The organism is Methylocella sp., from assembly GCF_044226135.1.
In the GTDB taxonomy this organism is placed as follows: Bacteria; Pseudomonadota; Alphaproteobacteria; order Rhizobiales; family Beijerinckiaceae; genus Methylocapsa.
Genome location: NZ_JBGAHM010000018.1, coordinates 1 through 26283 on the forward strand (window position 1 = coordinate 1; position 26283 = coordinate 26283).

A 26283-nucleotide genomic window follows, 5' to 3' on the forward strand; every position below is an offset into this window, starting at 1 on the left:
GTCGCGCCGAATCAGCACGAGCTGACGGCGCCGGTCGAGGTCGAACACGTCGACGACGCCAAGGCGCGGCGGCCGCGCGCGGCCGTTCGGCGCCTTGACGCGGCGCTGGAGGAGGCGGACGGCGAGGAAGGCCAGCGCTGAAACAGCCGCAAGCGCGGCGACGATGACGAGAAGGGTCAAGCTCTTGCTCTCGAGAATCCTGTCGGTGAGGCCCTGCATCGGCTCGCTCGGATGGTGATGAGGCCCAAAGAGGAGGCCGGCGGCGTCGCGCCGGGCATTCTCTCTATCTCATTGTCTTGGCGTATCCGCCCGGTCCGAAAGTCTGCGGCCTTTCGGGCGGATGCTCCGGAGGGACGGCCGCCGACGGGCCCGCCGCCAGCGCTCCGCCCGCTCGCAGGCGGGCGACGATGCACGACGCGCCTTGAATGAGACGGCGCAGCTTAAAAAATGCGCGCGCCGCGATCAAGCATCGTGCGACGGCCGAGGCCGAAATCCTCGGCTCGACCCTTGCCCGCGCAAAGCCGATTCACGCGCCGCCGCGCACGTCCTATGCTGGCGCCGGCGCCGCGAGAGCGCCGCGCAGTCCCGGTCGCCCCCGCGGCCCAAGACCCGAAAGATCCGACCGCCGTGCAGACAGAGGCCAGGCCTTTCAAATCTTTTCCGCTTTGGCGCGCGGGCCTCGGCCCGGCCGCCCTCGCCGGCGCGCTCGCTGCGGCGCTCGCCGCAATCCTCGCCGCGCAGGGCGGCGCGCTCGCCGGGGCGCTGCTCGCGCTGTTTGCGGCGGTCGGCGTGTTCGCGGCGTTCGCGCGCGCGGCCGGTCTGCCGCTTCGCGCCCGCGCCGCGACGCCCGAGACATTCGCCGCCCTCGCCTGCGAGCTGAATCCCCAGGCTATGGTTCTGAGCGGGCCGGACGGAGAGGTGCTTTACGCCAACCGGGCCTATCGCGCCCTGTGCGGAGGCGAAGACCTGCGCGCGCCCGAGCGCCTGTTCGGGGAGGGGGAGGACGCCGCGGCGGTCTATCGGCTCGCCGAGGCGGCGCGGGGCGGCGCGGCGCGCGTCGAGGATCTTTCACATTGGCGGCGCGCCCTTGGCCACGCCGGAGGCCATGCCCCGGACCGCCTGCGTGTGGAGACGCGCGGCGTCGTCCTCGCCGACGGGCGCCGCGCGACGCTGTGGCTTGTTGGCGACGTGGCGCGCGAGGCCGGCGACGCCGCCCGCCTGCGCCAGGCCGCCGAAATGCTCGACGCCCTCCCTGCGGGGGTCTTCAGCTTCGACGAAAGCGGCGCGATCCTCGCCGCCAATCCCGCCTTTGACGACTTCGCGGGGCAGGGCGTACGCGCGCTCGCCGCGGCTTTCGGCGAAAAGGGCGCGGCGGCCCTGCTCGCGTCGGGCGAGGCGGCGGGCGAACGTGTCGACCTCGACCTTTCGGGCGCGGACGGGCGCGGCCTGCCGGCGCGGATCCTGCGCCGGCGCGTCCTTGGCGCCGGGGGGAGCGCGATGTCCGTCCGCGTCGGGCTCGTTCTCGCGCGGGAGGCGGCGCAGGAGCGCGCCGGCGACCAGCGCTCCATCGCCCTGCGCATCGCCCGCATGTTCGAGGCGACCCCGATCGCCATCGCGAGCGTCGACGCGTCGGGCGCGATCCTGCGCTCGAACGGCGCCTTCGCCCGCGTCGCGCCCGAGGCCCTGAAGCCCGGCGTCGAGGGCGCCCCGGGCTCGATCCTGCGCGCCGCCGCCGAGCGCGACCGGCCGACGCTGCAGGCCGCGCTGGCGGCGGCGGCGGACGGCGCGCAGGAGATCGCGCCGCTCGACGTCGCCCTCGCCGGCGAGGGCGACCGCTCGGCGCGCTTCTTCATTTCGGCGGCGGCGGGCGAGGTTCCGGGCGCGACCGTCTTCGCGCTTGACACGACGGAGCAGCGCGCGCTGCAGAACAATTTCGCGCAGTCCCAGAAGATGCAGGCGATCGGCCAGCTCGCCGGCGGCGTCGCCCATGACTTCAACAATGTGCTGACGGCGATCATCGGCTTTTCTGACCTCCTGCTCGCGAGCCACAGGGCGACGGACCCGTCGTTTCGCGACATCATGCAGATCAAGCAGAACGCGCTGCGCGCCGCGGGCCTGGTGCGCCAGCTCCTCGCCTTCTCGCGGCGCCAGACCATGCGGCCGCAGGTGCTCCAGCTCGGCGACGTGTTGAGCGACCTGCAGCTCATGATGCGGCGGCTCGTCGGCGAAAAGATTCACCTCGAGCTGCGCCATGGCCGCGACCTGTGGCCGGTGAAGGCGGACCACAATCAGTTCCAGCAGGTCATCGTCAATCTGATCGTCAATGCGCGCGACGCCATGCCGGACGGAGGCGCCATTCTTCTCAAGACCCGCAATGTGGCGGCGGCGGAGGTCGCGGGGTTCGGGGAACAGTCGATCGCCGAGGGCGATTATGTCGCGATCGAGGTCGAGGACGAAGGCTGCGGCGTGCCGCCCGAGGTGCGCGACAAGATTTTCGAGCCGTTCTTCACGACCAAGGAGGTCGGCAAGGGCACGGGGCTCGGCCTCGCCATGGTCTATGGCGTCGTCAAGCAGAGCGGCGGCTATGTGTTCTGCCAGAGCCCCCCGGGCGGCGGCGCGACCTTCACCGTGCTGCTGCCGCGCCACCTGGCCGAGGCCGAAGCCGAGGCCGCGCCCGCGGCGCCCGAAGCGGCGAAGCCGGCGGCGGATCTGACCGGCCGCGGCGTCATTCTGCTCGTCGAGGACGAGGAGGCGGTTCGCGCCTTCGGCGCGCGCGCGCTCGCCTCGCGCGGCTACAGCGTGCTGCAGGCGGCCTCGGGGATCGAGGCGCTCGAAGCCGCCGACGAAAATCCCGGGCGCATCGACCTCATCGTCTCGGACGTGGTGATGCCGGAGATGGACGGGCCGACCATGCTCGGCGAATTGCGCAAGCGCGGCGTGAGCGCGAAGGTGATCTTCGTTTCAGGCTATGCGGAGGAGGCGTTCGCCCGCAACCTGCCGGAAGGCGAGGCTTTCGGCTTCCTGCCCAAGCCCTTCACGCTGAAGCAGCTCATCGAAGCCGTCAAGGCCGCGGCCTGAGACGTCAGGCCCGGGCAAGCCGCGCCGGATAAAACGGTCCCTGCGCGGCGCAAGTCTGGAAAAGGGCAGGGAAAAGTCAGGGACACGAAACAACGGAGCCGGGGCGCGTTGTTTGCGTCTCGCGGGGTCCGGAAGGAGCGCGTTGTCGCCGCGCCGCAAAGGAGAGAGAGGCCGGAAAGAGAGAGAGAAAAGACGCGCGGCGCTCAATAGGCCTTGTGCCGCAACACCTCGAAGCAGGTGCGGATGATGATGTTGATGTCGAGCGCGATCGACCAGTGATTGACGTACCAGAGGTCGAGCTTGACGCGCTCGACCATCTGCTCGAGGCGGCCGGTTTCGCCGCGCAGCCCGTTGACCTGGGCCCAGCCGGTGATGCCGGGCTTGACGTGGTGGCGGAAGGCGTATTTGGCGATCAGCACCTTGTATTCATTGTCATGGGCGAGCGCATGCGGGCGCGGCCCGACAAGCGACATGTCGCCCTTGAGCACGTTGAAGAGCTGCGGCAGCTCGTCCATGCTCGACTGGCGCAGGAATTGGCCGACGCGGGTCACGCGCTTGTCGTTACGCTGGGCCTGAACGATCTTGTCGCCGTCCTCCTGCACCGTCATCGAGCGGAATTTATAGATGTAAAACTGCCGCGCGTTGAAGCCGTTGCGACGCTGCTTGAAGATCACGGGCCCCTTGCTGTCGAGCTTGATCATCACGGCGATGATGAGAAACAGCGGGGAGAGCAGAATCACGCCGAAGCCGGAGCAGACGATGTCGAGCGCGCGTTTGACGGCCTGCTCGGTCTGCGTCAGCGGCGCGCGCTGGATTTCAAGGGCGAGTCCCGGACCGTTGGTGGAGAGAAGGCGCCGCCCGAGCACGGAGCGGATGGTGTAGTCGGGCAGGAGCCGCGCGGGCAGCGGCGAGGCGCGCAGGCGCTCGCGGGCGGTTTCGAGCAATTCCCGGCTGTTCCACCGCAGGGCGAGAATGAATTCGTCGACGCCGCGCTCGCGGGCCTCGTGGATGGCGCGGTCGAGATCGACCAGCACGTCGTTCGAGGACGCGCCATTGGCGGTGGAGAGCGATACGCGGGCGATCTCGTTGAGGCCGAAATAACGGAACAGCACGGCGGTCGAGAGGCGCATGAGCTCCGACGGCTCGCCGATGGTGACGACCTTGCGGCCGGCGAGGCCGCCGCGCGCCATCAGCGAGCGCGAGATCTTTTCGGCGAGCCAGCGCGTGACGAGCAACAGCGAGATCTGAAGGACGGCGGCCGCCGCCATGGCGCCGCGCGGCAGCACGGCGTCGCCGCGCAGGAAGACGAGAAAGATCGCGACGAACAGAACGACGATCGCCCAGGTCGTGAAAATGCGCGCGAGATAACGGGAGGGGGCGAGCAGCACCGGCAGGCGGTAGAGGCCGCGCGAACTGGCGACATAAGTATAGAGCAGCGCCTGGGAGAGGCCGACGCCGAGGCTGGTCTCAAACGCGGCGCCTTCGCCGAACCACAAATATTGGTAAAGTTCAACGCCTAATATGCTTGACAGTGTGATGACAATAATGTCGGCGACGCCGGCGAAAACTTCGATGTTCTTGTAAGATATGTAAAATCTTGACACGCGCGGGACCGCAGCTCCATCGACGTCAGGTTCGGCAATGTGGCTGAGGCGATTGAAATACATTCCGGAACCCGCAATTGAGCGCTGATTTGCGTCAGCATTAGGCTACGATGACCCCGAAAAATCAACCAAAAAGCCGGCGGCTGAAGCGCTGCGGCCCATGGTCTGTGCGTTGCGACACCTGCGGCTCACGAACTTATCAACGAAGCCGCGAAGTTTTGAACGTTTCGACTGCGAGTATTCATCGACGCGCGGACAATTATTTACAGGCTCGGCCGTCGGACGCGCGTCGCGGCGCAAGCAGCCGCCGCGACGCAAGCAATTCTCATGCTGCGGCGCCGCGCGCCAGCGCCGCGCTCCCGCCCTCACGGGCGCGCCTGAGATCGGGCGCCTCGGCTTCCGCCACGAAGGCGTCGATCGCCTGTTCGAGCGGCGTGGTGACGGTTTCGGAGGCGCCGAGACGACGCACCGCGGCGGTCCGTTCGGCCGCCTCACGCTTGCCGAGCACGATCAGGGCCGGGATCTTGGCGAGCGAATGCTCCCGGATCTTGTAGGAAATCTTCTCGTTGCGCAGGTCGATCTCGACTCTCAGGCCGCGCTTGCGCGCCAGCGCCGCGACTTCGAGGGCGTAATCGTCCGCCTCCTGCGTGATGGTGGCGACGACGATCTGCGTCGGCGCGAGCCAGAGCGGCAGATGGCCGGCGAAATGCTCGATCAATATGCCCGTGAAGCGCTCGAGCGAGCCGAAGACGGCGCGATGAATCATCACGGGCGTCTTCTTTTCGCTGTCCGCGCCGATATAGAAGGCGCCGAAGCGCTCGGGCAGGTTGAAGTCGACCTGGGTCGTGCCGCATTGCCATTCGCGGCCGATCGCGTCGCGCAGCGTATATTCGAGCTTCGGCCCGTAGAAGGCGCCTTCGCCTGGATTGACGCCGGTCTTCGCGCCCTGCGTGGCGAGCGTGTCGAGCACCTGCGAAAGGGCGGCTTCGGCCTTGTCCCACGCCGCGTCGCCGCCGACGCGCTTCTCGGGGCGGGTCGAAAGCTTGATGAGCACGTCCTCGAAGCCGAAGTCGCGGTAGATCGACAGGATCAGCTCGTTGACGGCGAGAGTTTCGCCGAAGATCTGATCTTCGGTGCAGAAGATATGCGCGTCGTCCTGCGTGAAAGCGCGCACGCGCATGACCCCATGCAGCGCCCCTGACGGCTCGTAGCGGTGCACGACGCCGAACTCGCCGATCTTGAGCGGCAGGTCGCGATAGGATTTGAGGCCGTTCTTGAAGATCTGGACGTGGCCCGGGCAGTTCATCGGCTTCAGCGCGAAGACGCGGTCGTCCTCGGTTTTGGCGACATACATGTTCTCGCGGTAGGTCTGCCAGTGGCCGGAGGTCTCCCACAGCGCCCGGTCGAGCACCTGGGGCGTGTTGACCTCGAGATAACCGGCGTCCTGCATGCGGCGGCGCATGTAGCCGATCAGCGTCTGAAACAGCGTCCAGCCCTTGGGGTGCCAGAAGATGGTCCCGGGGCCTTCCTCCTGGAAATGGAACAGGTCCATTTCGCGCCCCAAGCGGCGATGGTCGCGCTTTTCGGCCTCCTCGAGCTGTTTCAGATAGGCGGCGAGCTCGGCCTTGGTCGCGAAGGCGGTGGCGTAGATGCGCTGCAGCATGGGGCGCGACGAATCGCCGCGCCAATAGGCCCCGGCCACCTTCATGAGCTTGAAGGCGTCGCCGACCTTGCCGGTCGAGGTCATATGCGGGCCGCGGCAGAGGTCGAGCCAGTCGCCCTGGCGGTAGATCTTGAGGTCCTCGTCGCCCGGAATCGAATCGACGAGCTCGACCTTGAAGGCCTCGCCGCGCGTCTCGAAAAAGGACTTCGCCTCGTCACGCGTCCAGACTTCCTTGGAAAAGGGCGCGTCGCGCGCGACGATCTCGGCCATCTTCTTCTCGATCGCGGCGAAATCCTCAGGCGTGAAGGGCTCGTCGCGGTAGAAGTCGTAATAGAAGCCGTTCTCGATCACCGGGCCGATGGTGACCTGGGTTCCCGGATAGAGCGCCTGCACCGCTTCGGCGAGCACATGGGCGGCGTCGTGCCGGATGAGCTCGAGCGCGCGCGGATGGTCGCGGCCGATGAATTCGATCCGCGCGCCGTCGCGCACGGGGTCCGAAAGGTCGCTGAGGACGCCGTCGGCGATCATCGCCACGGTTCTTTTGGCGAGCGAGGGCGAAATGTTTTTCGCCACGTCGAGGCCGGTCGCTCCGGCTTCGAACCGGCGCTCGGCGCCGTCAGGAAAACTGACGCTGATCATCATGCGGGCTCCCTGGCGCTCAGTCGCCGAAACCAATCGGCGTAAGCGCGAAAATGAGACGTGGACGCGGAACGCAGAAGGACGCGTTCGCCGCGCCGAGAGGGAGATAAGCCGTTTGGCCGCGCGGCTCAAGTCGTCCGCGCCGGCATTCGCAGGGCGGACAAAGCCGCGGTCCGACGCTGCGGCGGACGTCAAGATTACAAATGGGTCATTCCTCGCGTCCATGTGCGGATTCGCACATTACCCCTGGGCGGCGGCGGCTAAGCCTGTTCTCGAAAGACGAGCAAACAGCGCGTTCCCCCACCGTAAAAACCGGCGGTTCAAAGATGAAGCGCGCCTTTTAACTATGTTCTTTCCTGTCGCGAAGGCCAGGACGGCGACATTGAGCGTCGGCGCGATCGGCGCTCCATTCTGCAAGACGAGCCATGACCTCTTATTTCATCTGCACTGACGACGCCGATCATGACAGCGGGGACCGCGCCAGGGCCGCCCTCGCGCGCCGCGCCGCGGAGATCGGCCTGATGGCGAGAGCCGGCGCACGGCCGGACGGGACCGGCGGCGATCCGCTCGCCTCGGTCGGCATGCCCGCGCTTCTGATCGACGTCGACGGCGGCGTCGTTCACTTCAACGCCGCCGCCGAAGCCCTGTTCGACGACGACATGAGAGTGCGCCAGCGGCGTCTGCACATTCGCGACGCCGAAGCGCGCAATCGCTTCAGGCTCCATGTCGAGCAGTTTGAATATGACGCGCCGCGCCCGCTTCCGGGCGACGATCCGATCGTCATCCCGCGCCAGGACAGGCTGCCGGCTCTGCTGCGCTTCTGGGCGCTCGATCCGTCGTGCCGCTGGCCGACGTCCGACGTGCGGGCGCTCGCCACGCTCGCGCCGCTCGGGCCAAAGCTCGGCCCCGCGCCGGCGCTGCTCTCGAAAATCTTCGCGCTGACTCCTTCCGAGGCGAAGCTCGCGAGCATCATCGCGCGCGGCTCAGGGCCCGACGTCGCGGCGCTCGAATTGAACATCTCGCGCGAGACCGCCCGCAACCAGCTGAAATCCATTTTCAGCAAGACGGCGACGCATCGCCAGGGCGAACTCGTGGCGCTTCTCGCACAGGTTTGAGGACCGCGCGCGCGTCGCGGGCTCACGCCGAAAAATCGTCGAGCACGATTCGCCGGGCCGCCGCGTCGCGCGCAAGCAGATGGACATGCCACTCGACCGCGCCCGCGCGCAGCGCCGCCCATGCGCCCCCGGCGTCGCCGCAAAATCGCCCGTCGCGCCACAGGATTTCAAAGGGCGCGAGACGGCGCAGGCCGCCCTCCGCCGTGCGAACGACGCCAAAGGCGACGGCGCTTTCAAATTCGGGCAGGCCGGCGAGAGGGCTCGCAGGCTCGGCGCACGCCCCGATCGGACCGGCCCCCGGCGCGTCGCGCGGGCGTGTCGCGAACACGGAGAAAACATAGCCCCGCCCGGAACGCGCGCGCCATTTATGGAAGCGGCCGGCGAGCTCCCCGCCGTCAAGGCAGCGCAGCGGCGCTTCGCGCGCCGCCGCCCGGACGTGCGGACGGGGGCCGAAGCGCGGCGCGCCGAAACCGGACTGCGCCGAAACCTGATTCGCCGCAAAAAAGGGAAGAACGACGCCCATTGGTCCAGCCCCCGCTTTGTTAAGAACAAAGATGGAACAAAGCCAATGGACGGTCAATTAAAAATTAACTGTGACGATTGATTTTTATTGTGACCGCAAATTCTGGCGCCCCTCTTGTCACGCATGCGCCGGCGGCTCCGCCGGCGCGCCGGCGAGCAGCGGCGCCAGCGCGGGGTCGGCGGCGAGCGCCTCCTCGTTCAGGCGGAGCGTGGCGGATTCGATGCGGTCCTGAAGCTCGGCCATGAAGGCCTGCTTGTCGGGCCCGGCCGCGAGCGGGGGCAGAAACTCGATGACGGCCCGTCCCGGACGGCGCAGCGGTCCGCGCTTCGGCCAGAACAGCCCGGTGTTGAGCGCCACCGGAACGCAGACCGCCCCCGTCGCCGCGCACAGATGCGCCACGCCGGACTTGTAGGCGGGAGGCGCGCCGGGCGCCGTGCGCGTGCCCTCGGGAAAAATGAACACCTGTCGCCCCTCGGCGACGGCTTCGGACACGGCGCGGGTCATGTCGGCGAGCGCCTGGCCGCGCCGCGCGCGCTCGATCGCGATCTGGTCCGCGCCCCGCAGGTACCAGCCGAAGATCGGAATCGACAGAAGCTCGCGCTTCAGCACGAAGGTGAAGTCGGCGAGCCTGGTCGTCACGGCGAAGGTTTCGAGCGCCGACTGATGTTTGGCGGCGACGACGCAGGCCCCGCGCGGCAGATTTTCGAGGCCGCGAAACTCGACCTTGAGGCCGCAGATCGCGTCGAGCCAGAAAAGGGAGCTGCGCGCCCACAGCCGCGCCAGCGCCTGCACGCGCGCGCGCCCGAAGGCGAGCGTCGGCAGGCCGCCGAACGCCAGAACCGTGACGTTTGCGTAAAAGACGATGTTGAACAGAAACGAACGAAGACGGAGCATGAGTCCAGAAGGATTGGCGGCGGGCGCGCGACCATAAACGCGCCGAAGCGCCAAAACCATGGCTTTGACGCGACATGAACCGTCGCGTCGGCGCGTGGGCCGCGCCCGCGCAGGTTTGGCGCAAGTTGGCTCTTTACATATAAAGATATCTGCATATATGTTTCAGATAGTCGGGCGTTCCGCAGTCGGGGGGGCGTCTGGAGCGTTCCAGAGCACGTCAGGGAAAGCCCGGACGAACGTCGAGAGAAAGCCGCGAGCCCGCATGACAGACGCAACGCCAGCCCATGACCGTCCGCCCGCCCGGGAGATCGCGTCCTTCGACGTGGTTCTCGCGGCGCTGGCCGCCGCCGGCGAAGCGACCCGGCTGCGCCTGCTCGCGCTTCTGTCCGAGGCCGAGCTGACGGTCAGCGAAATCGTCGCCATCCTGGGCCAGTCGCAGCCGCGCGTGTCGCGCCATCTGAAGCTTCTGGTCGAGGCCGGGCTCGTCGAGCGGCACCGCGAAGGCGCCTGGGCCTTTTTCTTTCTGAGCCAGACGGGGCCGGCCGCCGGCTTCGCGCGCGACGTGGTCGGCCGGCTCGACGGACAGGAGCCGCTGGTCGCGGCCGACCGCGCGCGCCTTTCGGAAGTCCGCCGCCAGCGCGCCGAACAGGCCGCGCGCTATTTCGCGGCGCACGCCGCCAATTGGGACGAGGTGCGCGCCATGCATCTGCCCGAGGAGCGCGTCGAGGCGGCGATCCGCGAGATCGTCGGCCCCGCGCCGGTCGACGCCTTGCTCGATCTCGGCACGGGCGCGGGGCGCATGCTGGAGCTGATCGCGCCGCAGGCCGCGCGCGCGGTCGGCGTCGACCAGTCGCCGCAGATGCTGGCCGTGGCGCGCGCGCGGTTCGAGCGCGCGGGGCTGCGCAACGCGCAGCTGCGCCAGGGCGACATCTACGCCCTGCCGGTCGAGGCCGACGGCTACGACCTCATCATGATGCATCAGGTGCTGCATTATCTCGACGATCCGGCGCGGGCCGTGCGCGAGGCGGCGCGGGCGCTGCGGCCGGGCGGGCGGCTGATCGTCGTCGATTTCGCGCCGCACGACGAAGAGCATCTGCGCGACGCCCACGCCCATCGCCGTCTCGGCTTTTCGGGCGAGGAGGTCGCGGGTTTCCTCGAGGCCGCGGGCCTCGCGGCCGGGCCGCCGCTCGACCTCGCCCCCGAGGCCGGGGAGGGCGGCAAACTCACCGTTTCGATCTGGCTCGGACGCGATCCAAGGATCGTGTCGGACTCCTTTCCCCTTGCCGCGCGAGAAGTCGCATGAGCGAACACCAGAGCTGTGAACTGCCGCGCGCGAGCCGCGCCCGCTGCCCCGACATCTGCGTCTCCTTCGAGTTCTTTCCGCCGAAGACGGTGGCGATGGAGGCGCTGCTGTGGGAGTCGATCAACCGGCTCGCGCCGCTCGGCCCGAGCTTCATGTCGGTCACTTACGGCGCCGGCGGCTCGACGCGCGAGCGCACCCACCAGACGGTCGCGCGCCTCGCCAAGGAAGGGATGGTGCGCCCGGCCGCGCATCTGACCTGCGTCGGCGCCTCGCGCGCCGAGATCGACCGGATCGTGCAGGGCTACTGGGACGCCGGCGTGCGCCATATCGTGGCGCTGCGCGGCGATCCGGCGGCGGGGCTCGGGGCGCCGTTCGAGCCGCATCCGCAGGGTTACGAGAATTCCTGCGACCTCGTCGCCGGCATCAGGCGCGTCGGCGATTTCGAGATTTCGGTCTCGGCCTATCCCGAGCGCCATCCGGAAAGCCGGTCGCTTGACGCCGACGTCGCCTTCCTGCGCGCCAAGCAGGAGGCCGGCGCGACCCGCGCCATCACCCAGTTCTTCTTCGAAAACGAGATCTATCTTCGCTTCGTCGAGCGCGCGCGGGCCGCGGGCGTCACGATCCCGATCGTGCCGGGGATCATGCCGATGCAGAACTTCAAGCAGACCGCGGGCTTCGCCAAAAAGGCCGGCGCCAGCGTGCCGAAGTGGCTCGCCGACCGCTTCGACGGGCTCGACGACGACCTCGAGACGCGCCGGCTCGTCGCCGCCACCGTCGCCGCCGAGCAGGTGCTGGGGCTTGTCGACCATGGCGTGCGCGACTTCCATTTCTACACCAACAACCGCGCCGATCTCGTCTACGCGATCTGCCACCTGCTTGGGCTGCGGCCGAAGAGCGAACAACAGAAGGCCGCCTGAATGACCCTCCGCTTTTCGGGCGAGCAGACCCGCCAGGCCTTTCTCGCGCTGGCGCGCGAGAAGATTCTCGTGCTCGACGGCGCCATGGGCACGATGATCCAGGAGCGCAAATTTACTGAAAGCCAGTTCCGCGGCGAGCGCTTCGCCGACTGGCCAAGCGATTTGCGCGGCAACAACGACCTGTTGAGCCTGACCCAGCCCGACGCGATCGAGGCGATCCACCGCGCCTATCTCGACGCCGGCGCCGACGTCGTCGCCACCAACACCTTCAACTCCACCCGCGTCTCGCAGGCCGACTATGGCATGCAGGAGCTGGTGCGCGAGCTCAATTACGAATCCGCGAGGCTGTGCCGGCGCGCCGCCGACGCGGCGCAGGCGCGGGACGGACGGCGCCGCTTCGTCGCCGGCGCGCTGGGGCCGACGAGCCGCACGGCGTCGATCTCGCCCGACGTCAACAATCCGGGCTTTCGCGCCGTGACCTTCGACGAATTGCGCGAGACCTACGCCGAGGCGGCGCAGGCGCTGCTCGAAGGCGGCGCCGACCTCCTGATCATCGAGACCATTTTCGACACGCTCAACGCCAAGGCGGCGCTGTTTGGCGTCAATGAGGCGTTCGCCACACTCGGCGTCACGGCGCCGATCATGATCTCGGGCACCATCACCGATCTTTCGGGCCGCACGCTGTCCGGCCAGACGCCGACCGCCTTCTGGCATTCGCTGCGCCACGCCGATCCGATCACCATCGGCCTCAACTGCGCGCTCGGCGCGCGCGAGATGCGCGCGCATCTTTCCGAAATCTCGCGCGTCGCCGACGCGCTGGTGTGCGCCTATCCCAACGCCGGCCTGCCGAACGAATTCGGATTATATGACGAAAGCCCCGAATTCATGGCCGAGCTTGTCGGCGAGTTCGCCGACGCGGGGCTTGTCAATGTGGTCGGCGGCTGCTGCGGCACCACGCCGGCGCATATCCACGCCATCGCCCGGCGCGTCGAAGGCGTCGCGCCGCGCGCGATCCCTGAGATCGCGCCGCAGCTTCGCCTGTCCGGGCTCGAGCCGTTCACGCTGACGCCGGAGATCCCCTTCGTCAACGTGGGCGAGCGCACCAACGTCACGGGCTCGGCCAAATTCCGCCGCCTGATCAAGGAGGGCGACTACGCCGCCGCGCTCGACGTCGCGCGCGACCAGGTGGCGATGGGCGCGCAGATCATCGACGTCAACATGGACGAGGGCCTGCTCGACTCCGAAAAGGCGATGGTCGAGTTCCTCAATCTCGTCGCGGCGGAGCCCGACATCGCGCGCGTGCCGGTGATGATCGATTCGTCGAAATTCTCGGTGATCGAGGCCGGCCTCAAATGCGTGCAGGGCAAGCCCATCGTCAATTCGATCTCGATGAAGGAGGGCGTCGAGAAGTTCATGGCCGACGCGCGCCTCGTGCGCGCCTATGGCGCGGCCGTGGTGGTGATGGCCTTCGACGAAAGCGGGCAGGCGGACAGTTTCGAGCGCAAGGTCGAAATCTGCTCGCGCGCCTACAAGATCCTCACAGAGGACGTCGGCTTCCCGGCCGAGGACGTGATCTTCGATCCCAACATCTTCGCGGTGGCGACGGGCATCGAGGAACACAACAATTACGGCGTCGACTTCATCGAGGCGACGCGCGAGATCCGCACACGCTTTCCTCTTGTCCATATTTCGGGCGGCGTTTCAAATCTCTCTTTCTCGTTCCGCGGCAACGAGCCGGTGCGCGAGGCGATGCACGCCGTGTTCCTCTACCACGCCATCAGGGCGGGCATGGACATGGGCATCGTCAACGCCGGTCAGCTCGCGCTCTATGAGGAGATCGAGCCCGCGCTGCGCGAGGCCTGCGAGGACGTCGTGCTGAACCGCCGGCCCGACGCCGCCGAGCGCCTGCTCGACATCGCCGAAGGTTTCCGCGGCAAGGGCAAGGAGGCGGCGGCAAAAGATCTCGCCTGGCGCGAGCTGCCGGTCGGCAAGCGGCTGGAGCATGCGCTCGTCAATGGCGTGACGGAATATGTCGAGCAGGACGTGGAGGAGGCGCGCGCGGCGTCCGCCCGTCCGCTCGACGTGATCGAAGGCCCGCTGATGGCCGGCATGAACGTCGTCGGCGACCTGTTCGGCGCCGGCAAGATGTTTCTGCCGCAGGTCGTCAAGTCGGCGCGCGTCATGAAGCAGGCCGTCGCCTATCTGCTCCCCTTCATGGAGGAGGAGAAGCGCGCCGGCGGGGCCGCGCGCTCGACCGCCGGCAAGATCCTGATGGCGACCGTGAAAGGCGACGTGCACGACATCGGCAAGAACATCGTCGGCGTCGTGCTCGCCTGCAACAATTACGAGATCGTCGATCTCGGCGTGATGGTGCCGGCGGCGAAGATTCTGGCCACCGCGAAGGAGCTCAAGGTCGACGCCGTCGGCCTTTCGGGCCTGATCACGCCCTCGCTCGACGAGATGTGCTTCGTCGCCGCCGAGATGGAGCGCGAGGGCTTCGACCTGCCGCTGCTGATCGGCGGCGCGACCACGAGCCGCGTGCATACGGCGGTCAAGATCCACCCGAATTATGCGCGCGGCCAGGCGGTCTATGTGACCGACGCGAGCCGGGCCGTCGGCGTGGTGCAGTCTCTGCTCGGCGAGAACGGGCGCGCGACGGCGGCGGCGGTCAAGGCCGAATATGAGAAGCTCGCCGAGACGCACCGGCGCGCCGAAGCCGACAAGCTGCGCCTGCCGATCGCCAGGGCGCGCGCCAACGCGCTGAAAATCGACTGGGCGTCATATGATCCGCCGAAGCCGACCTTTCTCGGCTCGCGCATGTTCAGGAGCTATGACGTCGCGGAGCTCATTCCCTATATCGACTGGACGCCGTTCTTCCAGACCTGGGAGCTGCGCGGGCGCTATCCGCAGATTCTCGACGACGAGAAATTCGGAGCGGCGGCGCGCGCGTTATATGACGATGCTCAGGCCATGTTGCGCCGGGTGGTCGAGGAGCGCTGGTTCGACCCCAAGGCGGTGATCGGCTTCTGGCCGGCGAACGCCGTCGGCGACGACGTCGCGCTTTACGTCGGCGAATCGCGCGCGGAGCGGCTCGCGACCTTCCACATGCTGCGCCAGCAGCTCGCCAAGCGTGACGGGCGGGCCAATGTCGCGCTGTCCGACTTCGTGGCGCCGGTCGAGAGCGGCAAGCGCGATTATCTCGGCGCCTTCGTCGTCACCGCCGGCGCGCAGGAAGGCAAGATCGCCGACCGTTTCGCGAAAGCCAATGACGATTACGGCTCCATTCTGGTCAAGGCGCTCGCCGACCGTATCGCCGAAGCCTTCGCCGAGCGCATGCATGAACGCGTGCGCCGCGAGTTCTGGGCCTATGCGGCGGACGAGACGCTGACCAATGACGAGCGCATCCGCGAAGCCTATCGCGGGATCAGGCCGGCGCCGGGCTACCCGGCCCAGCCCGACCACACCGAAAAGAAGACGCTATTCGAGCTGTTGTCGGCGCCCTCGCGCATCGGCGTCAGGCTGACCGAAAGCTTCGCCATGTATCCGGGCGCGTCGGTGTCGGGGCTTTATTTCGCCCATCCCGAAGCGCGCTATTTCGGCGTCGCCAAGATCGAGCGCGACCAGGTCGAGGATTACGCGCGGCGCAAGGGCATGAGCGTGGCCGAGATGGAGCGCTGGCTCGCGCCGATCCTCAATTACGATCCGGCGACGCTCGCCCAGCCTGCGGCTGCGGAGTAAGCGTGAATTCTTATTTGGCGGCGGCGTTGCGATCGGCGCTCGGCGAGGCGCCGGTCCAGCGGCGGAACCCGCGCCTGACATGCGCATGGTCGCCGAGCAAAGTCTTCGCGCGGCGACGCAAGGCGATCAGGACGGGATCGCCTTCTTCAGCAACCGCGCCGTCGACGACGTCATTTATGAGATCCTCGACGAAAACCTCGCCCCGCTCGCGACCTTCGGCATGGCGGAGTTCAAGGCGCTGCTTGACGCGCAGGAGCCGCAGCCCTCGACGGCCGTCGCCTGACGCGCCGCCGGGGCTTCGCCCTCACACATCGAGGTTCGAAACGCTGAGCGCGTTCTCCTGGATGAATTCGCGGCGCGGCTCCACCACGTCGCCCATCAGCTTGACGAAGATGTCGTCGGCGTCGTCGCCTTCCTTGATCTTCACCTGCAACAGCGTGCGCGCCTCGCGGTCGAGCGTCGTCTCCCAGAGCTGCTCGGCGTTCATCTCGCCGAGACCCTTGTAGCGCTGGATCTGCGAGATGCCTTTCTGGCCCGCGGCCATGACGGCGTCGAGCAGGGCGCCGGGACCGGCGAGCGCGATGTCGTCGGCGCGGCGCAGGAAGCGCACGGGCCTGTCGAAGATCTCGCCGAGCGAGGCCGAACGTTCGTTGAGCCGGCGCGCCTCGATCGAGGCGAGAAGCCCCGCGTCGAGCGTCGCCGCCTGGCGCACGCCGCGCAGCATGCGCGAGAACTGATAGCCGCCGTCGGCGACGCGGCCTTCCCAGCCGCGCTCCATGTCGTCGGCGAGCGTGTCGAGCCGGGCCGCGATCAGCGCCGCGCGGTCCTGCGCCCAGGCTTCGTCGTCAAGGCCGATCGGGCGCAGCGCGCCGGCGATCGCCGCCTGCTCCACCACGACGCGATCGTAGCGCGAATGCAGCGCGGCGAGCAGCTGGCGCACCAGCCGCGCCTCCTCGACCAGCGCGCGCAGATCGCCGCCCGAGCGCTCTTCGCCGGAGGCGAGGCGCAGCACCGCGCCCTCGAGGCCGTTGGAGATCAGATAGTCCTCCCGCGCCCGCTCGTCCTTCAGATATTGCTCGGAGGAGCCGCGCTTGACCTTGTAGAGCGGCGGCTGGGCGATGAACAGATGGCCGCGCTCGATCAGTTCGCGCATCTGGCGGTAGAAGAAGGTCAGCAGCAGGGTGCGGATATGCGAGCCGTCGACGTCGGCGTCGGTCATGATGATGATCTTGTGATAGCGCAGCTTGTCCGGGTTGAAGCGGTCGGACATTTTTTCGTCGCGGCCGATGCCCGTGCCGAGCGCCGTGATCAGGGTGCCGATCTCGGCCGACGACAGCATCTTGTCCATGCGGGCGCGCTCGACGTTGAGAATCTTGCCGCGCAGCGGCAGGATCGCCTGATATTCGCGGTTGCGCCCCTGCTTGGCGGAGCCGCCGGCGGAATCGCCCTCGACCAGAAACAGTTCGGCCTTGGCCGGGTCGCGCTCCTGGCAGTCGGCAAGCTTGCCGGGCAGGTGCGAAATGTCGAGCGCGCCCTTGCGTTGGGTCAGTTCGCGCGCCTTGCGCGCGGCCTCGCGCGCCTGCGCCGCCGTGACGACCTTGCCGACGATGCCGCGCGCCTCCTGGGGATGCTCCTCGAACCAGGCGCCGAGCGCTTCGTTGACGATGTTCTCGACCGCCGGCCGCACCTCGGAGGAGACGAGCTTCTCCTTGGTCTGCGACGAGAATTTCGGGTCCGGCGCCTTGACCGAGAGCACGCAGGTGAGCCCCTCGCGGCAGTCGTCGCCGGAGAGGTCGACCTTCTCGCGCTTTAACAGGCCGGACCGCTCGGCGTAGCCCGTGACCTGGCGCGTCAGCGCGGCGCGGAAGCCCGCGAGATGGGTGCCGCCGTCGCGCTGCGGAATGTTGTTGGTGAAGGCCAGCACGTTTTCATGGTAGGAATCGTTCCACCACAGCGCGACCTCGACCGTGATGGCGTCGCGCTCGCCCTTCATGATGAGCGGCTTGCCGATGAGCGGCGTCTTGGCGCGGTCGATATAACGCACGAAGGCTTCGAGCCCGCCTTCATAGTGCAGCGTCTCGGTGCGGGGCTCCGCGCCGCGCGCGTCGGAAAGCTCGATGCGCACGCCCGAGTTCAGGAAGGCGAGTTCGCGCAGGCGCCGCTCGATGATCGCGAAATCATAGTCGGTTTTGGTGAAGGTCTGCGGCGAGGCGAGAAAGCGCACTTCCGTGCCGCGCTTCGGCCGGCCGCCCTCGAGCGGCGCGGGCCCGACGACGGAAAGCCGGTCGACCGCCTCGCCATGGGCGAATTCGATGAAATGCTCGCGTCCGTCGCGCCAGATGCGCATCCTGAGCCAGGTGGAGAGCGCATTGACGACCGAGACGCCGACGCCATGCAGGCCGCCCGAGACCTTGTAGGAGTTCTGGTCGAATTTTCCGCCGGCGTGGAGCTGGGTCATGATGACCTCGGCCGCCGACACGCCTTCCTCGGAATGGATGTCGGTCGGCACGCCGCGCCCGTCGTCGGTGACGGTCACCGAGCCGTCGGCGTTGAGCGTGACCGTCACCTTCGTGGCGTGGCCGGCGAGCGCCTCGTCGATGGCGTTGTCGACGACCTCATAGACCATGTGGTGCAGGCCCGAGCCGTCGTCCGTGTCGCCGATATACATGCCGGGGCGCTTGCGCACGGCGTCGAGGCCGCGCAGCACCTTGATGGAGTCGGCGCCATAGGCGGAGGCTGCGTCCGCGGGATCGAGGGCGGGCGAGGCGGCGGGTTCGGCCATGAAGCTTTCGGACTTTCCAAAGCGACGCCAGAGAGGCCGGACCGAAGGAAGACTGCGCCTTCAGGCCGGAAAAAGCGTCGGAAACAAAGCGTTAGAGGGCTGCGCCCGGCTGTCGGAGGCGCCGCGCCGGACGGCGGCGCGGCCTGCGGCGGCCGGAGGGCGTCAAGCCCTTCGGGATTATAGCCGAAAGAGGCATGAAGGTCATGTTTTTATTTATCTTTTCGTCGATTTTAGACGGCCGGCGGCGGCCTGTGGAGGAGCTGGCCACAGGACCCTTGGCCGGGGCCTGAACGCAGTCGGGGGCGGACGCCAGGCGAGCGTCCGCCCCCGGGATCTGCGCAGCGCCTCAAGCCGCCCGGCCAAGGCGCGGGCGCGCCTTACGCCGCCGCCCGCACGCCGGACTCGCCGATGATCAGGCCCCTGTCGTCGACCCCGATCCGCACGCGCTCGCCGTCATGGACCTTGCCGGACAGAATCGCCTCGGCGAGCGGATCCTGAAGATTCTTCTGGATCGCCCGCTTCAGCGGCCGCGCCCCATAGGCCGGATCGTAGCCCTTCTCGGCCAGCCAGTCGCGCGCCTCGGGCGTCAGCTCCAGCACGATCTTGCGGTCCTCGAGCAGCTTGTCGAGCCGCTTCAGCTGGATGTCGACGATCGCGCCCATGTCCTCGCGGCGCAGCCGGTGGAACAGGATGATCTCGTCGATGCGGTTCAGGAACTCGGGGCGGAAATGCGCCCGAACCACCTGCATCACCTCCGACTGCACGGCGCCCGAATCCTCGCCCTCCTTCTGCAGCACCAGATATTCGGCGCCAAGGTTCGACGTCATGATGATCAGCACGTTGCGGAAATCGACCGTGCGCCCCTGGCCGTCGGTCAGGCGGCCGTCGTCGAGCACCTGCAACAGGATGTTGAAGACGTCGGGGTGGGCCTTCTCGATCTCGTCGAACAGCACGACCTGATAGGGCCGACGGCGCACGGCCTCCGTCAGCGCCCCGCCTTCGTCATAGCCGACATAGCCGGGGGGCGCGCCGATCAGGCGCGAGACCGAGTGCTTCTCCATGTACTCCGACATGTCGATGCGCAGCAGCGCGTTCTCGTCGTCGAACAGGAAGGCGGCGAGCGCCTTGGTCAGCTCGGTCTTGCCGACGCCGGTCGGGCCGAGGAACATGAACGAGCCGATCGGCCGGTTCGGGTCCTGCAGGCCGGCGCGGGCGCGGCGCACCGCGGTCGAGACGGCGGCGACCGCCTCCTTCTGGCCGACGACGCGACGGATCAGCTCCTCCTCCATGGCGAGCAGCTTCTCGCGTTCGCCCTCGAGCATCTTGTCGACCGGGATGCCGGTCCAGCGCGAGACGACCTGGGCGATGTGCTCGGGCGTCACCGCCTCCTCGACGAGCACGCCGGCGCGCTTCGATTCGATCTCGGCGAGCTGGCGTTCGAGGTCGGGGATCACGCCATAGGCGAGCTCGCCGGCGCGCTGATACTCGCCGCGCCGCTGCGCCTGGGCCAGCTCGGTGCGCGCCGCCTCGAGCTGCTCCTTGATCTTCTGCTCGTCGCCGAGCTTGCCCTTCTCGGCCTGCCAGCGGGCGGTCAGCGCCGCCGATCTCTCCTCGAGCTCGGCGAGCTCGGCGTCGAGGCGCGAAAGCCGGTCCTTCGAGCCCGAGTCGGTCTCCTTCTTCAGCGCCTCCTGCTCGATCTTGAGCTGGATGATGCGCCGGTCGAGCTCGTCGAGCTCCTCGGGCTTCGAATCGATCGCCATGCGCAGCCGCGCCGCCGCCTCGTCGATCAGGTCGATCGCCTTGTCGGGCAGGAAGCGGTCGGCGATATAGCGGTTCGACAGCGTGGCCGCCGCGACGATCGCCGCGTCGGTGATGCGCACGCCATGGTGCAGCTCGTATTTCTCCTTGAGCCCGCGCAGGATCGAGATGGCGTCAGCCACGGTCGGCTCGGAGACGAACACCGGCTGGAAGCGCCGCGCCAGCGCCGCGTCCTTCTCGACATGCTTGCGATATTCGTCGAGCGTGGTCGCGCCGACGCAATGCAGCTCGCCGCGGGCGAGCGCGGGCTTTAAAAGGTTCGAAGCGTCCATCGCCCCGTCGGCCTTGCCGGCGCCGACCAGCGTGTGCATCTCGTCGATGAACAGGATGATCCCGCCCTCGGCCGAGGAGACCTCGGTCAGGATGGCCTTGAGGCGCTCTTCGAACTCGCCGCGATATTTGGCGCCGGCGATGAGCGCGCCCATGTCGAGCGCCAGCAGCTTCTTGTCTTTCAGGCTTTCGGGCACGTCGCCGTTGACGATGCGCAGCGCCAGGCCCTCGACGATCGCCGTCTTGCCGACGCCCGGCTCGCCGATCAGCACCGGATTGTTCTTGGTGCGGCGCGACAGCACCTGAATCGTGCGGCGGATTTCCTCGTCGCGGCCGATGACCGGATCGAGCTTGCCGGAGCGCGCCGCCTCGGTCAGGTCGCGCGTATATTTCTTCAGCGCGTCATAGGCGTTCTCGGCGGTGGCGTTGTCGGCGGTGCGGCCCTTGCGCAGCTCCTCGATCGCCTTGTTGAGGTTCTGCGGCGTGACGCCGGCGCGTTCGAGGATCTTCGCGGCCTCGGAATTCTTCTCCATGGCCAGCGCGAGCAGCAGCCGTTCGACGGTGACATAGGAGTCGCCCGCCTTCTCGGCGATCTTTTCGGCGCCTTCGAACACGCGCGCGAGCGGCGGGGTCATATAGACCTGACCCGCGCCCGAGCCCTCGATCTTCGGCAGCTTGGCGAGCGCGAGCTCGGTCGCCGTCAGCGCGTCGCGCGAGCGTCCGCCGGCGCGGTCGATGAGGCCCGCCGAAAGGCCCTGCTCGTCGTCGAGCAGGACTTTCAGGAGATGTTCGGGCGTGAACTGCTGATTGCCTTCGCGCATGGCGAGGGACTGCGCGCTCTGGACGAAGCCCCGGGCGCGTTCGGTGTATTTTTCGAAATTCATTGGATCTGTCTCCCCCGCCGTCTTCTTCCCCCGGCGCGGTCCAGCGTGGAAGCGATGGCGTCAAAAGCGGCGGCCGAAGCCGCGGCGTCCGAGAATATGTAGGAAGAAGACGCTCTGACGAAAGGGTGGAAGCCTAAAAAATAGGCATAATCTTGCGTCGCCGTCAGGCCGGGGCCGGGCGGGGACGCGCCGTCCTGCGCGGCGCCGACTCGCGCCTCACCAGCGGCACACGCGGCGCCGGCCCCATGGCGTCCATTCCCACCAGCAGCGGGTGGGCGCGGCGCGGCGGATCGGCACGCAGCGGCCCCAGGCGTCGCGGGTCCAGCCGGGGCCGCAGCCGCGGGCGACCTGCGTCGTCTGCATCGCCGGCGGCAGGGGCGCGGGCGTGGCCGGCAGGGCCTGCGCCTCGAACGCCGCCGCGCCGAAGGCGAGCGCGCCGAGCGCCAGTGCTGTCGTCGTTCTCATGATTCCACCCGATCCCGCAATGCTCGTGCGGCGGATGGAACATCTTCTCCGCCGCCGGCGCAACCGGGCGGGCGGCTGTTTTCCCATATTTGACGGGATCACGCGAAAGTGGCGGCGAGGGTCCGTCCGGCTCAGTCGCCGACCGGGTCGCGCGCCTCGCCCTGCGCCTCGGCGTTCTCATGCGCGTCGCCGCCGGCCATCTCGGCCTTGGTGCGGCGGCGCCGGCGCGGGCGCAGATGGAAGCCCGCGGCCGCCTCGCGGTCGGCGTCGGCGCGGTCCTCGCCCGGCGGCGGCGCGAAAGGTTCGAGCGTCGCGGCGGCGGCGCCGAAATCCTCGGCGGGCGTCTCGGCGGCGCGGACGGGGCCGGTGATGAAGGCCGGCAGCGTCGGGGCCGGGGCTTCGGCGCCTTCAGCGGCGCGCTCGGCGCGGAATTCGCGATTGCGGCGCGGCGGGCGCGACTCAGGGTCGCGCGGGGCGAAGTCGCGCGGCTGGTTTTCGCGCGGCTGGCGGTCCGGGCGGGCGCCGTCCTGTCTCGGCCCATCCTGTCTCGGACTATCCTGGCGCGGCCCGTCCTGTCTCGGCCCGTCCTGGCGCTGATCCTGGCCATAGCCGCCGGCGCGCTCCTGATAGGGCGGCCTCTGGTTATGCGGCGGGCGGTCGGTCTGGTTTTGCGGAAAGAAGGCGCGGTCGGCCGAAGGCTGCGGCCCGGCGCCGGGGACGAAATTCGGCTGCGGCGCGGAGAAGCGCTCCGGCGGCGAGGCGAAACGGTCAGGCAGGGCGGCGAAATCGTCGTCGCCGTCATAATCGTCGACGAGCGCCTCGCCGGACTGGCGGGGGTAGCCGCCCTGAAGCTGCGCCTGCGCCTGGGCGATGATGCGGAAATAATGCTCGGCGTGCTGGAGATAGCTTTCGGCCGTGACGGGATCGCCCGACGACTGCGCGTCGCGCGCGAGCTGCAGGTATTTTTCGCCGATATGATGCGCCGTGCCGCGGATCTTCACGTCCGGACCGTTCGATTCATAGGAGCGCGTCAGCGGATTGGGGCCTTTGCGGTTGTTGTTCGGCCGCCCGCGCATGCGTTTGTTGTTCTGTCCGGGTCTCATCGATGATCCTTGCGTGGCGCCGACGCGCCGACCCGGCCGTCCGCGGCCGTGTCGTTCCAAACCAGAGAGCGTTGGCGCGCTGCTTCTGCTGGCTCTCCGGCGATTGAGGGACGCGCGCAAGGCGTCGCCTCGTCTGTCCCTTGATCCTCAAAGCCTCAGGATCAGGGAATTCTGGGAAAGTCGCCCAAACCCGCCGTCGACGGCCATGTCGCATGAAGACATGACCGCAAAACAGGCCCGGCCGGAAACAGGATCGACGTGCCGAGAGCCGCAAATCATGCGAAGACGAAAACGTCTCGACGCATACGCGGCGACTTACGGCAAAACAGCGATCCCTGTTGCGAGAAACTATCGTTTTTCGTCAAACGCGCCAAGCGTTTTTCGAGCGGACGCGTTTTTCGCTCCCAATCGTTTCTGAGCGGGACGCGTCACGGCCCGAAGCGGCCTCAGGCCGGCCTCCTCCGGTCCAGCATGACGCGCCGTCGGCGCGACCCTCCGGCCCAGCGTAACGCGCCGTCGGCGCAAACGGCGCCATGGCCGCGCACCGCGCCTCAACCCCCACTCGTCAGGAGGCGGTTTCGGCGAGGATAATACGGTCCAAGCCGTTGAGGTCAAGTCGCAAACGCCGCTCGCCGAAGCCCGCCGCGCACAGCAGCGCGTCGACCTCGCGCGCCTGCGCGCAGCCGATTTCGAGCGCGAGCAGGCCGCCGCGCCCGAGCAGGCGAAAAGCCTGTGGAATCAGCGCGCGATAGGCGTCGAGCCCGTCCATGCCGCCGTCGAGCGCCAGCATCGGGTCATAAAGCCGCGCCTCGGGCGCGAGCGTCGCGATGTCGTCATGGGCGATATAGGGCGGATTGGAGACGACGAGGTCGAAGGCGCCCGAGAGCGGCGCCGCCCAGTCGGCCTGCGCGATCGCCGCGCGCGGGCCGAGTCCGAGCCGGCGAAGATTTTCGCGCGCGAGCGCGCAGGCCTCAAAGGAGCGGTCGACGCCGACGCCGAAGGCGTTCGGCAGCTCAAGCAGAAGCGCGGCGAGAATTGCGCCGGAGCCCGCGCCAAGGTCGAGGATGCGCCAGTCCCGGTCGCGCGCCGGGCCGACGCGCTCCAGCACGGCTTCGACGAGCGTTTCAGTGTCGGGCCGCGGGTCGAGCGTCGCCGCCCCGAGCCGGAAGGACGCGCCCCAGAATTCGCGCGCGCCAAGAATGCGTGACACCGGCTCGCGGGCGAGGCGGCGGCGGGCGAGGCCCTGCAGCCGCACGGCGCCCGCCGCGCCGAGCGGAGCGTCGGGATCGCGGATCAGCGTGGCGTGGTCGATGTCGAGCGCGGCGAAGAGAAGAAGCCGCGCGTCGAGGTCCGGCGTCGCGACGCCCGAGGCGCGGAGGGCTGCGGCGAGCGCGCGCCGCGCCGCCTCGCGCCCCTGCGCGGCGTCGGGCGCAAACTCCGCCGCGGCCCCGGCGACCGCCGGCGTCACCCCTGCGGCCGGGCGGCGTCGAGGAGAACACGGGTCAGCCGGGCTGCGAAATCGGACGCGTTCTGGGGCTTTTCGCCCTCCATCAGCCGGGCCTCGTCCAACAGCAGCCAGGAAATATCCTCGAGCCTCTGCCTGTCCGGGGCGTCGAGGTTTTGCGCCAGCGCCTTGATGAGCGGATGCTTCGGATTGACCTCGAGCACGGGCTTGGCTGCGGCGCCAAGCTGGCCGTGCTCGGCCAGAAGCTGCTCGAGCCTGCGGTCGAAGCCGCGCTCCGGGGCGACGAGGCAGGCCGGGCTCTGGGCGAGGCGGTCCGAGGCGCGCACCTCCTCGACCGCGCCGTCGAGCGTCTGCTTCATGAAGGCGAAGAGCGCCGCGAGATCGGGGGCGCGGGCCTCGTCTGCGCCGGCCGTTTCGGGCGTCTCCGTCTCTTTTTCGAGCAGCGGAATGCCGGAGATGTCGGCCGCGCCCTGGGTCACGGATTTGAACGGCTTGCCTTCATAGCCCACGGCGGTCGAGACCCAGAAGGCGTCGATCGGATCGGGCAGCAGCAGCACTTCCACGCCGCGCGCCGAAAATCCTTCGAGCTGCGGGCTCGCGGCGAGGCGCTTCAGATCGTCGCCGAGCAGGTAGTAAACGGCGGTCTGATTCTCGCGCAGGCCGGCCACATAGTCCTTCAGCGTGCGCGCGCCGTCGGGGTGGGTCGAAGTCGCGAAGCGCGCGACGGAAAAAAGCTGGTCGCGCTTTTCGGGCGCTTCATAGAGCCCTTCCTTGAGCACGGCCCCGAAATTCCGCCACACGGCGTCGAATTTCTCCGGGTCGGCTCCGGCGAGCCGCGTCAGCTCCTGCAGGATGCGGCCGGCCACGGCTTTCCTGATCGCGCCGAAGACGGGGCTCTCCTGAATCATCTCGCGCGAGACGTTGAGCGGGATGTCGGCCGAATCGACCACGATTTTGACGAAGCGCAGCCAGCGCGGCAAAATCTCGGCGTCGTCCGTGATCAGCACATGGCGCACATAAAGCTTGCCGCGGCCCTGCCGCTCCGGGCTGAACAGGTCGAGCGGGCGCGAGGACGGCACGAAGGCCAGGACCGTATATTCATGGCGCCCCTCGGCGCGCCAGTGCGCCGTCAGCGCCGGCTCGTCGAACTGGCCGGACAGGGTGCGGTAGAAATCGGCGTAGTCTTCGGGCGTGATGGCGCTGCGCGGCTTGGTCCAGAGCGCCTGGCCGTCCGAGAGGCGGCGCGGCTCGCCGCCCGGCGCCTCAAGGAGATCGACGGGCGCGGCGAGCGCGCTCGAATGTTCGCGCACGATCCGCTCGATCCTGTCGGCGTCGAGATAGTCCTTCGACTCGTCGTTGAGATGAAGCACGACGCGCGTCCCATGCGCCGGCGCGGCCTCGCGCGCGACGGGCGCGACGCTGAACGAGCCCTTGCCGTCGGAGCTCCACAAAAAGGCTTCGTCGGCCCCGGCGCGGCGCGAATAGACGTCGACGCGGGAGGCGACCATGAACGCCGAATAAAAGCCGATGCCGAACTGGCCGATGAGGTCGGCCTGCGGGGTCCTGCGGCCGACGGCGTCGTCGGGCGCGTCGTGCGGCTCGTCGTCGGCGCTTGCGCCGTCGCCCTCGGGCTTCGCGCCGAGCCGGTCGAGAAAGGCCCGCGTGCCCGAGCGCGCGATGGTGCCGAGCGATTCGGCGAGCTCCTCGCGCGTCATGCCGACGCCATTGTCCTCGACCGACAGGAGACCGGCCTCTTTGTCGAGCGTCACGACGATGCGCGGCGGCGCGGCGAGCGCCGGATCCGTCAGCGCCTCATAGCGCAGCTTCTCGCAGGCGTCGGCGGCGTTGGACAGAAGCTCGCGCAGGAAAATGTCGCGGTCGGAATAGATCGAATGCACCATGAGGTGCAGCAGCCGCGCGACGTCCGCCTGAAAGGCCTGTGTGCTTCCCGCAGCTTCGCTCATGTGACGGCTTGCTCCCAAAATCAGTTTTCGCGCGCTGATATCGGCCCTGCGGCGGCGG

The 26283-nt window shown here is 68.3% G+C and carries 17 protein-coding genes and 1 pseudogene; 7 read left to right on the forward strand and 11 right to left on the reverse strand.

Annotated features, from left to right (window positions below; translation table 11 throughout):
• Positions 1 to 180: pseudogene (locus tag ACILRB_RS09480) on the reverse strand (hypothetical protein); the annotation flags it as partial.
• Between the two features lie 447 nt (positions 181 to 627).
• Here ACILRB_RS09480 and ACILRB_RS09485 point away from each other — a divergent pair.
• The gene (locus tag ACILRB_RS09485) at positions 628 to 3078 is read left to right on the forward strand and encodes a response regulator (protein ID WP_407070199.1); all 2451 of its coding nucleotides are present in this window, start codon (positions 628 to 630) and stop codon (positions 3076 to 3078) included.
• 203 nt (positions 3079 to 3281) lie between these two features.
• Here the strand turns inward: ACILRB_RS09485 and ACILRB_RS09490 are convergent, their stop codons facing one another.
• The gene (locus ACILRB_RS09490) at positions 3282 to 4682 is read right to left on the reverse strand and encodes an undecaprenyl-phosphate glucose phosphotransferase (RefSeq protein WP_395666050.1); all 1401 of its coding nucleotides are present in this window, start codon (positions 4680 to 4682) and stop codon (positions 3282 to 3284) included.
• A 325-nt stretch (positions 4683 to 5007) separates the two neighbouring features.
• Entirely contained in the window at positions 5008 to 6984 is a 1977-nt protein-coding gene (thrS, locus tag ACILRB_RS09495) for a threonine--tRNA ligase (RefSeq protein ID WP_395666089.1), read from the reverse strand.
• Between the two features lie 425 nt (positions 6985 to 7409).
• Here thrS and ACILRB_RS09500 point away from each other — a divergent pair, with 425 nt between their 5' ends.
• Positions 7410 to 8099, forward strand: a complete 690-nt coding sequence (locus tag ACILRB_RS09500; protein ID WP_395666051.1) for a helix-turn-helix transcriptional regulator — start codon at positions 7410 to 7412, stop codon at positions 8097 to 8099.
• A gap of 22 nt (positions 8100 to 8121) precedes the next feature.
• Here the strand turns inward: ACILRB_RS09500 and ACILRB_RS09505 are convergent, their stop codons facing one another.
• On the reverse strand, positions 8122 to 8427 hold the full coding sequence (locus ACILRB_RS09505) for a hypothetical protein (protein WP_395666052.1): 306 nt from the start codon (positions 8425 to 8427) through the stop codon (positions 8122 to 8124).
• A gap of 39 nt (positions 8428 to 8466) precedes the next feature.
• On the opposite strand from ACILRB_RS09505, the gene ACILRB_RS09510 reads away from it, so the two are divergent.
• Positions 8467 to 8703 carry a hypothetical protein gene (locus ACILRB_RS09510; RefSeq protein ID WP_395666053.1) on the forward strand — a complete coding sequence of 79 codons (237 nt, stop codon included), beginning with the start codon at positions 8467 to 8469 and terminating at the stop codon, positions 8701 to 8703.
• Between the two features lie 36 nt (positions 8704 to 8739).
• Here ACILRB_RS09510 and ACILRB_RS09515 read toward each other — a convergent pair whose 3' ends face one another.
• Positions 8740 to 9516: a lysophospholipid acyltransferase family protein gene (locus tag ACILRB_RS09515; RefSeq protein ID WP_395666054.1), complete on the reverse strand. Its 777-nt coding sequence runs from the start codon at positions 9514 to 9516 to the stop codon at positions 8740 to 8742.
• Between the two features lie 262 nt (positions 9517 to 9778).
• Between ACILRB_RS09515 and ACILRB_RS09520 the strand changes: the two genes are divergently transcribed.
• The 4 genes from ACILRB_RS09520 to ACILRB_RS09535 all read left to right on the forward strand — a co-directional run bounded on the left by ACILRB_RS09520 (position 9779) and on the right by ACILRB_RS09535 (position 15757).
• Positions 9779 to 10819 carry an ArsR/SmtB family transcription factor gene (locus ACILRB_RS09520; protein ID WP_395666055.1) on the forward strand — a complete coding sequence of 347 codons (1041 nt, stop codon included), beginning with the start codon at positions 9779 to 9781 and terminating at the stop codon, positions 10817 to 10819.
• Entirely contained in the window at positions 10816 to 11736 is a 921-nt protein-coding gene (metF, locus tag ACILRB_RS09525) for a methylenetetrahydrofolate reductase [NAD(P)H] (RefSeq protein WP_395666056.1), read from the forward strand. Before ACILRB_RS09520 ends, metF begins: the two co-directional genes overlap by 4 nt.
• Positions 11737 to 15474, forward strand: a complete 3738-nt coding sequence (gene metH, locus ACILRB_RS09530) for a methionine synthase (RefSeq protein WP_395666057.1) — start codon at positions 11737 to 11739, stop codon at positions 15472 to 15474.
• 79 nt (positions 15475 to 15553) lie between these two features.
• Positions 15554 to 15757 (forward strand): hypothetical protein, encoded by a 204-nt coding sequence (locus tag ACILRB_RS09535; RefSeq protein ID WP_395666058.1) that lies wholly within the window; start codon positions 15554 to 15556, stop codon positions 15755 to 15757.
• Between the two features lie 21 nt (positions 15758 to 15778).
• On the opposite strand, the gene gyrB is transcribed toward ACILRB_RS09535, so the two are convergent.
• The 6 genes from gyrB to htpG all read right to left on the reverse strand — a co-directional run bounded on the left by gyrB (position 15779) and on the right by htpG (position 26225).
• The gene (gene gyrB, locus ACILRB_RS09540) at positions 15779 to 18256 is read right to left on the reverse strand and encodes a DNA topoisomerase (ATP-hydrolyzing) subunit B (RefSeq protein ID WP_395666059.1); all 2478 of its coding nucleotides are present in this window, start codon (positions 18254 to 18256) and stop codon (positions 15779 to 15781) included.
• Between the two features lie 377 nt (positions 18257 to 18633).
• Positions 18634 to 21228, reverse strand: a complete 2595-nt coding sequence (gene clpB / locus ACILRB_RS09545; protein ID WP_395666060.1) for an ATP-dependent chaperone ClpB — start codon at positions 21226 to 21228, stop codon at positions 18634 to 18636.
• A 216-nt stretch (positions 21229 to 21444) separates the two neighbouring features.
• On the reverse strand, positions 21445 to 21693 hold the full coding sequence (locus tag ACILRB_RS09550) for a GCG_CRPN prefix-to-repeats domain-containing protein (RefSeq protein WP_395666061.1): 249 nt from the start codon (positions 21691 to 21693) through the stop codon (positions 21445 to 21447).
• Between the two features lie 131 nt (positions 21694 to 21824).
• Complete coding sequence (locus ACILRB_RS09555; RefSeq protein WP_395666062.1) at positions 21825 to 22796, reverse strand: DUF4167 domain-containing protein; 972 nt, start codon at positions 22794 to 22796, stop codon at positions 21825 to 21827.
• A gap of 565 nt (positions 22797 to 23361) precedes the next feature.
• Positions 23362 to 24264 (reverse strand): peptide chain release factor N(5)-glutamine methyltransferase, encoded by a 903-nt coding sequence (gene prmC / locus ACILRB_RS09560; RefSeq protein ID WP_395666063.1) that lies wholly within the window; start codon positions 24262 to 24264, stop codon positions 23362 to 23364.
• Complete coding sequence (gene htpG, locus ACILRB_RS09565; RefSeq protein WP_395666064.1) at positions 24261 to 26225, reverse strand: molecular chaperone HtpG; 1965 nt, start codon at positions 26223 to 26225, stop codon at positions 24261 to 24263. Before htpG ends, prmC begins: the two co-directional genes overlap by 4 nt.
• Positions 26226 to 26283 lie beyond the last annotated feature (58 nt).